This is a genomic window from Rhodococcus sp. ENV425, from assembly GCF_002887785.1.
Taxonomy (GTDB): Bacteria; Actinomycetota; Actinomycetes; order Mycobacteriales; family Mycobacteriaceae; genus Rhodococcus; species Rhodococcus aetherivorans.
The window spans coordinates 2,250-11,378 of record NZ_PCZU01000171.1; the positions used below are offsets into that span (position 1 = coordinate 2,250).

Annotated in this window: 7 protein-coding genes; 4 read left to right on the forward strand and 3 right to left on the reverse strand. The window is 71.6% G+C overall.

What is annotated here, in order from left to right; translation table 11 throughout:
- Positions 1-2,486, forward strand: a 2,486-nt coding sequence (locus CQZ88_RS13885; protein ID WP_258008594.1) for an AAA family ATPase, incomplete at its 5' end; no start/stop codon positions are given.
- A 70-nt stretch (positions 2,487-2,556) separates the two neighbouring features.
- On the opposite strand, the gene CQZ88_RS13890 is transcribed toward CQZ88_RS13885, so the two are convergent.
- Together CQZ88_RS13890 and CQZ88_RS13895 are read right to left on the reverse strand one after the other, a co-directional pair.
- Positions 2,557-3,654: a CaiB/BaiF CoA-transferase family protein gene (locus CQZ88_RS13890; protein ID WP_029545380.1), complete on the reverse strand. Its 1,098-nt coding sequence runs from the start codon at positions 3,652-3,654 to the stop codon at positions 2,557-2,559.
- 92 nt (positions 3,655-3,746) lie between these two features.
- Positions 3,747-4,127, reverse strand: a complete 381-nt coding sequence (locus tag CQZ88_RS13895; RefSeq protein ID WP_006945477.1) for a nuclear transport factor 2 family protein — start codon at positions 4,125-4,127, stop codon at positions 3,747-3,749.
- Positions 4,128-4,213: 86 nt separating this feature from the next.
- Here CQZ88_RS13895 and CQZ88_RS13900 point away from each other — a divergent pair, with 86 nt between their 5' ends.
- Positions 4,214-4,594 carry a VOC family protein gene (locus CQZ88_RS13900; protein ID WP_050035689.1) on the forward strand — a complete coding sequence of 127 codons (381 nt, stop codon included), beginning with the start codon at positions 4,214-4,216 and terminating at the stop codon, positions 4,592-4,594.
- 88 nt (positions 4,595-4,682) lie between these two features.
- On the opposite strand, the gene CQZ88_RS13905 is transcribed toward CQZ88_RS13900, so the two are convergent.
- Positions 4,683-7,322, reverse strand: coding sequence for a vitamin B12-dependent ribonucleotide reductase (locus CQZ88_RS13905; protein ID WP_102799911.1), 2,640 nt, complete (start codon positions 7,320-7,322; stop codon positions 4,683-4,685).
- 43 nt (positions 7,323-7,365) lie between these two features.
- Here CQZ88_RS13905 and purT point away from each other — a divergent pair, with 43 nt between their 5' ends.
- Together purT and CQZ88_RS13915 are read left to right on the forward strand one after the other, a co-directional pair.
- The gene (purT, locus tag CQZ88_RS13910; protein ID WP_006945490.1) at positions 7,366-8,571 is read left to right on the forward strand and encodes a formate-dependent phosphoribosylglycinamide formyltransferase; all 1,206 of its coding nucleotides are present in this window, start codon (positions 7,366-7,368) and stop codon (positions 8,569-8,571) included.
- Positions 8,568-9,050: a DUF456 domain-containing protein gene (locus CQZ88_RS13915; RefSeq protein WP_006945492.1), complete on the forward strand. Its 483-nt coding sequence runs from the start codon at positions 8,568-8,570 to the stop codon at positions 9,048-9,050. The genes purT and CQZ88_RS13915 overlap by 4 nt, the downstream gene beginning before the upstream one ends.
- The last annotated feature ends 79 nt before the right edge of the window (positions 9,051-9,129 follow it).

The following is a 9,129-nucleotide window of genomic DNA, read 5'->3' on the forward strand; positions in this document are numbered from 1 at the left end:
CGCCGGTGCCGGCGACCCGGTTCCGTCCGCCGTCGACCACACGCCGGCTCGTGCCGCGACGGCGCCTGCTCGCCGTCCTCGACACGGAGCAGCGCCGGAAACTGACCGTCATCCACTCCCCGCCGGGATTCGGCAAGACCATGCTGGCCCTGCAGTGGCGCTACGCGCTCACCGAGAGGAACGTGCCCGTCGCCTGGCTCAACGTCGACCACGACGACAACAACGTGGTGTGGTTCCTGGCCCACCTCGTCGAGTCGATCCGGCAGGTGCGGCCCTCGCTGGCCCGCGAGCTCGGCCAGGTGCTCGACGAACACGGCGACGAGGCCGAACGTTACGTGCTCACCTCACTCATCGACGAGATCCACAGGGCCGGTGAACGACTCGTCGTCATCATCGACGACTGGCATCGGGTCGACGACCCCGCGACGATCGCCGCGATGGCCTTCCTGCTCGACAACGGCTGCCACCACATGCAGCTCGTGGTGGTCGGCCGGACCCGCGCGGGACTGCCGACGAGCCGGATGCGGGTGCGCGACGAACTCGTCGAAATAGACTACGAGGCATTGCGATTCGACGAGTCCGAGGCGCGGACCTTCCTCGTCGACCTCGCCGGGCTGGACCTCGACGACGACGAGGTCGCCGACCTGACCGCCGCCACCGACGGGTGGGCGGCCGCGTTGCAGCTCGCGGCGGTGTCGCTGCGCGGACGCGAGGACCCCGGGGAACTGATCTCCCACCTGTCCGGCCGGCACCGGGCGATCGGCGACTTCCTCGCCGAGAACGTGCTCGAGTCGCTGCCCCCGGACGACGTCGAGTTCCTGCTCACCACCGCGGTGACCGAACGCATCTGCGGCAGCCTCGCCACCGCGCTCACCGGGCACGAACGTGGTCAGGCCCTGCTCGAAGACCTCGAGGACCGGGACCTGTTCCTTCACCGGATCGACGAGGACGGCCGCTGGTTCGGATATCAGCCGTTGTTCGCCGAGTTCCTCCGGCAGCGGCTCGAACGCGAGCACCCGGAGCGCGTCCCGGCCCTGCACCGGACCGCGTCCGAGTGGTACGAGGGCCATGCGATGGTCGGCGAGGCGGTCGACCACGCCCTCGCCGCGGGCGACGAGGACCGCGCCGTCGACCTCGTCGAGAAGAACGGGCGCCGGATGATCGAGCACGGGCACGCCACCACGCTGCTCGGGCTCGTCGCCAAGCTGCCGCGCCGCGCCGTGGCGGGCCGGATCCGCCTGCAGCTGTCGATCGCCTGGGGGAACATCCTGCTGCACCGCTCGGCGCCGGCGCTGCACGCGCTGGACGTGGTCGAGGCGGCGGTCGCGGCCGACGGTGTGAACGCCGAGGAGGCGGCCGACATCGCCGTCGAGGTGGAGGTCGTGCGCAGCATCGTCGCCCTGCGCTGCGACCGCCTGGAACGCGCCGACGATCTCGTCGAGCACTGCCTGGCCCGCGCCGCCACACTGCCGCCGCTGGTGATCTCGTCCGGGCTCAACGTCGCCACGTTCGCCGCGGTCTACCGGGCCGACTACGACGAGGTGGTTCGGCTGCAGCAGGTGGCGCAGCCGTACCACGAACTCAACGAGGGCCCCTACAACACCATGCACGCCCGCGCCCTGCTGGGGCTGGCCGCGGTCGAACAGCTCGACGTCGCCGGGGCCGAGGAGCATTTCCGCGCGGGACTGCGCGCGGCGCGGCGCGGCAGCGGCCGGCACTCGTCGGCCGCGGTGCTGGCCGGGTCGATCCTCGGTGAGCTGCTCTACGAGCGGGGCGAGCTCGACGAGGCCGAGCGGCTGCTCGACGACGGCTTCGCCCTCGGCTCGGAGGGCGGGGTCGTGGATTTCAAGATCTCGCGGTACGTCGTCGGTGCCCGGCTCAAGGCCGTGCGCGGCGACCGCGAGGCGGTGGTGTCGCGACTGGCGGACGGCGCCCGTGCGGCCGCCGCCATGAACCTGGAGCGGCTCGCGGCGGCCGTCGAGAACGAACGCGTCCGGCTCGGTCTCGGGCCGCTGCCGTCGGCGCCGCGGCAGCAGCCGGTCGCCTACGGGACGCGGCCGCGCCCCGACCACGGCACGGCGGCGTGGACCGCGCAGCTCGAGGAGGCCACGGCCATCCGGGGGCTGCTCGCCGATCCGACGCCGGAGAACACCGAGCTGGCGTGCCGGTGGGCCGGCGAGTGGGTGCAACTGCTGCGCGGCAGCCGCCGGGCGCGCAGGCTGCTGCGCGCGGAGCGGCTCGAGGTGGCCTGCCTGGCCGCGGCCGGGCACGACGAGGAAGCGGCGACCCTGCTGGCCTCCGTCGCCGCGCGGTGCGAACAGGCGGGTCTGCTCCGGTTCCTGCCCGACGGCGGCCCGCTCGTGCTCGACGTCGCGCGCCGGCTCGCGGACGAGCTCACCGCGGGCAGGGGCCGCGCCGGTCGCCCGGACGTGTCCCCGGCGTTCCTGCTGGACGCGGTCGACACGGGCGCCGTGCACCTCCTGTAGGCGCCTGCGGCGCCGGTGTGTCCTTCGGGTCGCCAGGGCAGCCCAAAGGACACACCGGCAGCTCCGCTGCCTAGCGCCAGACGGAGTCGACGTCGGTGGCCTCGCCGGCCGGCGGGGCCGGCGGGCCCGCCGGGGTACGGGAGAACCGGGGCGCGGGGGCGTGCTGGGTGACGCCGTCGAGCTCGATCAGCGAGCCGCGGGCCGCGATGTGCGGGTTGGCCGGGGCCTCGCCGAACGTGAGCACGGGGGAGACGCATGCGTCGGTGCCGTCGAAGATCGCGGCCCATTCGTCGCGGGTCTTGGACAGGAACTTCTCGGTGAACAGCTTCTTCATCTGCGGCCACGCCGAGGTGTCGAGCTGCTGCGGCAGCTCGGCCGGATCGAGCTCGAGGCCCTGCAGCAGCAGCGCGTAGAACTGCGGCTCGATGGAACCGACGGCCATGTACCTGCCGTCGGCGGTCTCGTACACGTCGTAGAACGGCGCGCCGGTGTCGAGGAGGTTCACACCGCGCTCGTCCGACCACACGCCGCGGCCGCGGAACGCCCACATCATGTGCGAGAGCGCCAGCGCGCCGTCGACCATCGCGGCGTCGACGACCTGCCCCTTGCCGGAACTCTGGCGCTCGACGAGGGCGGAGAGGATGCCGAAGATCAGGAACATCGAGCCGCCGCCGAAGTCGCCGACCATGTTCAGCGGCGGCACCGGCCGCTCACCCTTGCGCCCGATGGCGTGCAGCACGCCCGTCAGGGAGATGTAGTTGATGTCGTGGCCGGCGGCGTGGGCGAGCGGGCCCTCCTGGCCCCAGCCGGTCATCCGCCCGTAGACCAGGCGCGGGTTGCGGGCCAGCGCGACGTCCGGGCCGAGCCCCATGCGCTCGGTCACGCCCGGGCGGAAGCCCTCGATGAGGACGTCGGCGCGCTCGATCAGCCCGAGAACCTTCTCGACCTGCTCGGGATCCTTCAGGTTGGCCTCGACGACGCGGCGGCCGCGCTGGATCTGGTCGCGGTGACCGGCGGGCGGGATCAGGCCCGGCCGCTGCACGCACACGACGTCGGCGCCGAGATCGGCGAGCAGGGTGGCGGCGTGCGGGCCGGGGCCGAGTCCCGCGAACTCGACGACGCGGATACCCGCGAGCGGACCCTTCTTCTCAACAGCTTCAGCGGACACTCGTCGAACCTCACTCGGGGTGCGTTGGGACCATTCCACGAGGAGGCTACCTTAGCGATCGCTAGAATGTGCCGGGGGTCACGGCACGTCGCCTATCCCTCGTAGAGATCCCCCTCGTTCAGCCGGGTGGCCTCGAACGCCTCCTCGAGGGTGTCGTGCCGGTACACCGAGACGACATGGTCGCCCACCACCCGGAATGCGATCGCCTCACTGCGCGGGTGCTCCGGATCGGCCGCCCACGTGGCGGTCTCCTCGACCACGACGATCCCCTCGTGCACGAACATCCGGCCGGGCCGGAACGTCACGCCCGCCGTCGTCGCCCACTCCCGCAGCTCGTCGAGGCCCTGATCCTCGTCGTCGTCCCCGGTGGGGAGCACGATGTCGTCGCTCGACAACGCCAGCAGGGTCTCGATGTCGTTGGAATTGACAGCGTCGTGCCAGGCCAGGACGGTCGCGATCTCGGAGGTGCTCATACGAGCAGATGCTAGTACCCCGGACCCGCCACGCACGGGTTGCCGCAACCTTGCCTGGCCGCGGGGTGAGGCGCACAGTGGTTCCCATGACGATCCGCGGTCAGCTCGTGAGCTTCCTGCCCAGTACCGATCTCGACATCTCGGAGATGTTCTACGTCGACACCCTCGGCTTCGAGAAGCTGTCCCGGGACCACTTCACGCTGATTCTGGACGCGGGCGGCGGCTCGCCCGTGCGGGTGACGCTGGTGCAGTCCCGCGCCGATACCGGTTACACCGCCCTGGGGTGGCGGGTACCGAACCTGAACGAGACCGTCGAAGCGCTGCGCGCCAAGGGCGTCGAATTCATCCGGTACAACGGCATGGCCCAGGACGAACACGACGCGTGGACGTCGCCCGAGGGCATGCGGGTCGCGTGGTTCCGCGACCCCCACGGAAACGTGCTGTCGCTGATGGAGGCCACCGGCTAGGGCCGACGTGGCCGCGAGGGGGCGGTTCTCGTCGACGCCACTCGCGTGATGCCGCGACCACGTCCCCCTCGGCGCAACCGCGACCGCGTCAGCTGCACCCGCTGGTGCTGCCGCACGACGGACAGGCGTGGCAGGAACCCGAGCGCTGCATCTGCACCCCGCACTGCATGCAGTACGGCGCGTCGCTGCGGCGCGCACGACCCTGCCGGGTGTCGGCCACCGCGTCGTCGAAGACGGGCGCGCTGCGCTCGGCACCGGTGCGGATGCCGAGTTCGGCCCGCTCGTCCGCGTCGAGGTACTCCACCGCCAGGCGCCGGAAGATGTAGTCCAGGATCGACGTCGCGATCCGGAGGTCCGGATCGTCGGTGATGCCCGCCGGCTCGAACCGGGTGCTGGTGAACGCGTTGACGAACGTGCGCAACGGAACCCCGTACTGCAGGCCGTAACTGACCGCCATCGAGAACGCGTCCATGATTCCGGCCAGGGTCGAGCCCTGCTTGGCCACCCGCAGGAACATCTCGCCCGGACGGCCGTCGTCGTACTGGCCGACGGTGACGAAGCCCTTGCAGTCCGCGACGCGGAACTCGAAGGTGCGCGACCGGCGCAGCCGGGGCAGCCGTTCCCGCCGCGGCGCCGGGGCCGTCGCGGCCGGGGCCGCCGTGGCCGACAACGGTTGGCCCAGTTTGCAGTTGTCGCGGTACACCGCGATCGCCTTGAGCCCGAGCCGCCACGCGTCGAGAAACAGTTCCTCGATGTCGGCCGCCGTCGCCGACTCCGGCAGGTTGACCGTCTTCGAGATCGCGCCGGACAGGAACGGCTGCACCGCGGCCATCATCAGGACGTGGCCGCGCGGCTCGATCACGTTGTCTCCCATCGACGTCGCGAACACCGGCAGATGCTCGGGCCGCAACTGCGGCGCGCCGACGACGGTGCGGTGCGTGTCGATGTGGGTGATCAGCTCGGCCACCTTGTCCGGGGGATAACCGAGCCGCGACAATGCCCGGGGCACCGTGCGATTGACGATGGACAGCGTCCCGCCGCCCACCAGCTTCTTCGTCTTCACCAGCGCCAGATCGGGTTCGATGCCGGTGGTGTCGCAGTCCATGGCCAGGCCGATCGTGCCGGTCGGCGCGAGGACCGTCACCTGGCTGTTGCGTACCCCGTGTTCGGCGGCGAGGGCGCACGCGATGTCCCAGTCCTCCCGCGCCGCGGCGAGAACGTCGGCGGGTGCGACCTGTTCGTCGATGTCGTCGACGGCACCGCGATGACGGGCCAGCACCGCGAGGGTGTGCTCCCGGTTCTCGGCGAATCCGTCGAACGGCCCGAGCCGGCGCGCGAGCCGTGCCGACACCGCGTACGCGTGCCCGGTCATGAGCGCGGTGAGCGCCGCGGCGTACGCCCGTCCGGCGTCGCTGTCGTACGGCAGCCCCAGGGCCATCAGCAACGCCCCGAGATTGGCGTAGCCGAGGCCGAGTTGCCGGAACCGGCGCGAGGTCCGCGCGATGCGGTCGGTGGGATAGTCGGCGCGGCCGACGAGGATCTCCTGGCCGGTGAGCACGACCGCGACGGCGTGCCGGAACCCGGCGACGTCGAACGTGCCGTCGTCGCGCAGGAACGTCAGCAGGTTCAGGCTCGCCAGGTTGCACGCCGAGTCGTCCAGATGCATGTACTCCGAGCACGGATTCGAGCCGTTGATCCGGCCCGTCGCGGCCGCGGTGTGCCAGCGGTTGATGGTGGTGTCGAACTGCAGGCCCGGATCGGCGCACTCCCACGCGGCGGCCGCGATGCGGTGCAGCAGTTCGCGGGCCGGCACCGTCCGCACCGTCGCCCCGGTGGTCACCGCGCGCAGCGGCCACTCGGCGCCGTCGGCGACGGCCTGCATGAACTCGTCGGTCACCCGCACCGAGTTGTTGGCGTTCTGGTACTGCACCGAATGGATGTCGCGACCGTCGAGTCCCATGTCGAAGCCGGCCGCGGCCAGCACCCGCGCCTTGCGTTCCTCGATCGCCTTGCAGTCGACGAACTCCTCGATATCGGGATGGTCGACGTCGAGGATCACCATCTTCGCGGCCCGGCGCGTCTTGCCGCCGGACTTGATGGTGCCCGCCGACGCGTCCGCGCCGCGCATGAAACTCACCGGACCCGACGCGGTACCCCCGCCCGCCAGCGGTTCGGCCGACGACCGGATGCGCGACAGGTTCACGCCCGCCCCGGACCCGCCCTTGAAGATCACCGCCTCCTGGCGGTACCACTCGAGGATCGAGTCGATGCTGTCCTCGACCGACAGGATGAAGCACGCGCTGGCCTGCTGCGGGGTGCCGGGCACCCCGATGTTGAACCACACGGGGCTGTTGAACGACGCCCGCTGCGTGAGGATCAGGTACGTCAGCTCGGCGGCGAACGCCTCCGGGTCGTCGAGATGACCGTCGGCCGCACCCCACGCGGTGACGGTGTCCACGATGCGGGCGACGACGTCGCGCAGCGAGCGTTCCCGCGCCTCGGTGCCGAGGGTGCCGCGGAAGTACTTCTGCGTGACGATGTCGGTGGCGATCTGCGACCAGGCGGCGGGAAACTCGACGTCGCGCTGCTCGAACACGACCGCGCCGGTGCCGTGGTGGACGATGCGGGCGTCGCGCCGCTGCCAGTCCACCTCGTCGGCCGGGTCGACGCCGGCCGTGGTGAAGAACCGTCCGGTGTCCGACTCGAGGTTCGGTTCTGCGACGTCCATCGCGTCCTCCAGGTGCGACCTGCGGGGCACATATAGTCCCCTCATGGTCTCACCCCGAATCGGCACCCCGCTCACTCCCGGCGCCCTGCGCGTCATGCTGCTCGGCGCAGGTGAGCTCGGCAAGGAGGTGGTCGTCGCGCTGCAACGGCTCGGTGTCGAGGTGATCGCGGTGGACCGGTACCCGAACGCGCCGGGGCACCAGGTGGCGCACCGCGCGCACACCGTCGACATGAGCGACCCGCAGGCCCTGCTCGCGCTCGTCGAGGCCGAACGACCCCACCTGGTCGTGCCCGAGATCGAGGCGATCGCCACCGACGCGCTCGCGATCGTCGAGGAACGCGGTCTCGCCGAGGTGATCCCGACCGCGCGCGCCACCCGGCTGACCATGAACCGGGAGGGCATCCGCCGCCTCGCCGCCGAGGAACTCGGGTTGCCCACCTCCCCGTACCGCTTCGCCGAATCCCTCGACGAGGTCCGCGCCGCCGCGGCCGAGGTCGGCTTTCCGTGCGTGATCAAGCCGGTGATGTCCTCGTCCGGCAAGGGCCAGTCCACGGTCCGCACCCCCGACGAGATCGCCGCCGCCTGGGACTATGCGCTCGCCGGCGGGCGCGTCGACCTCGGCCGGGTCATCGTCGAGGGCTTCGTCGACTTCGAGTACGAGATCACCCAGCTCACCGTCCGCGCCGTCGGGCCGTCCGGGGAGGTCGAGACGTTCTTCTGCGAACCGATCGGGCACCTGCAGCGCGCCGGCGACTACGTCGAGTCCTGGCAGCCCCAGCCGATGAGCGAGCGGGCCCTGGCCCGGTCCCGGGAGATCGCGGCGACGGTGACCGGCGCGCTCGGCGGCCGCGGCGTCTTCGGCGTCGAACTGTTCGTCGCGGGCGACGACGTGTTCTTCTCCGAGGTGAGCCCCCGCCCGCACGACACCGGCCTGGTGACCCTGCGCTCGCAGCGCTACTCCGAATTCGAGCTGCACGCCCGCGCGATCCTGGGCCTGCCCGTCGACACCGCGCTCCTCGCCCCCGGGGCGTCGGCGGTGATCTACGGCGGCATCGACGCCGCCGGCATCGCGTTCGAGGGCGTCGCCGACGCGCTGTCGGTGCCCGAAACCGACCTGCGGCTGTTCGGCAAGCCCGAGTCGTTCGTCCGTCGTCGCATGGGTGTGGCGGTGTCCACCGGCCCGGACGTCGAGACCGCGCGGGCCCGCGCGGTCGAGGCGGCGTCGCGCGTGCGGCCGGTGGCGCCGTGACCGCCGGCGCGGAGGTCCTCGTCGGGCTCGCGATCCTCGTCGGCCTCGTCGGCATCGTCGTGCCGATCCTGCCGGGCACCCTGCTGATCTTCGGGGCGATCGCGGTGTGGGCCGTCCTCACCGGCGGCACCGTCGCGTGGACGGTCTTCGCCGTCGCGACGACGGCCCTGCTGGTCACCGGCATCGTGAAGTACACGTGGCCGGGAGGACGGATGCGCCGCGCCGGGGTGCCGACCCGCTCGATCGTCGCCGGCGGTCTGCTCGGCATCGTCGGCTTCTTCGTCGTCCCGGTGATCGGTCTGCTGCTCGGTTTCCTGCTCGGCACGTACCTGTCCGAGGTGCAGCGGCACCGCACCCACCGCGACGCCTGGCTCTCGACCGTGCACGCGACGAAGGCGGTGGCGCTCTCGATCCTCGTCGAGCTGCTCGGCGGTCTCGTCGCCGCCGGCGTGTGGCTCGGCGCGGTGCTGCTCACCTGAACGTCGCAGCCTCCGGATACGGCTGTGGCCGAATGTCACATCGTGTCGATCCAAACGACGCGATGTGACATTCGGCCAC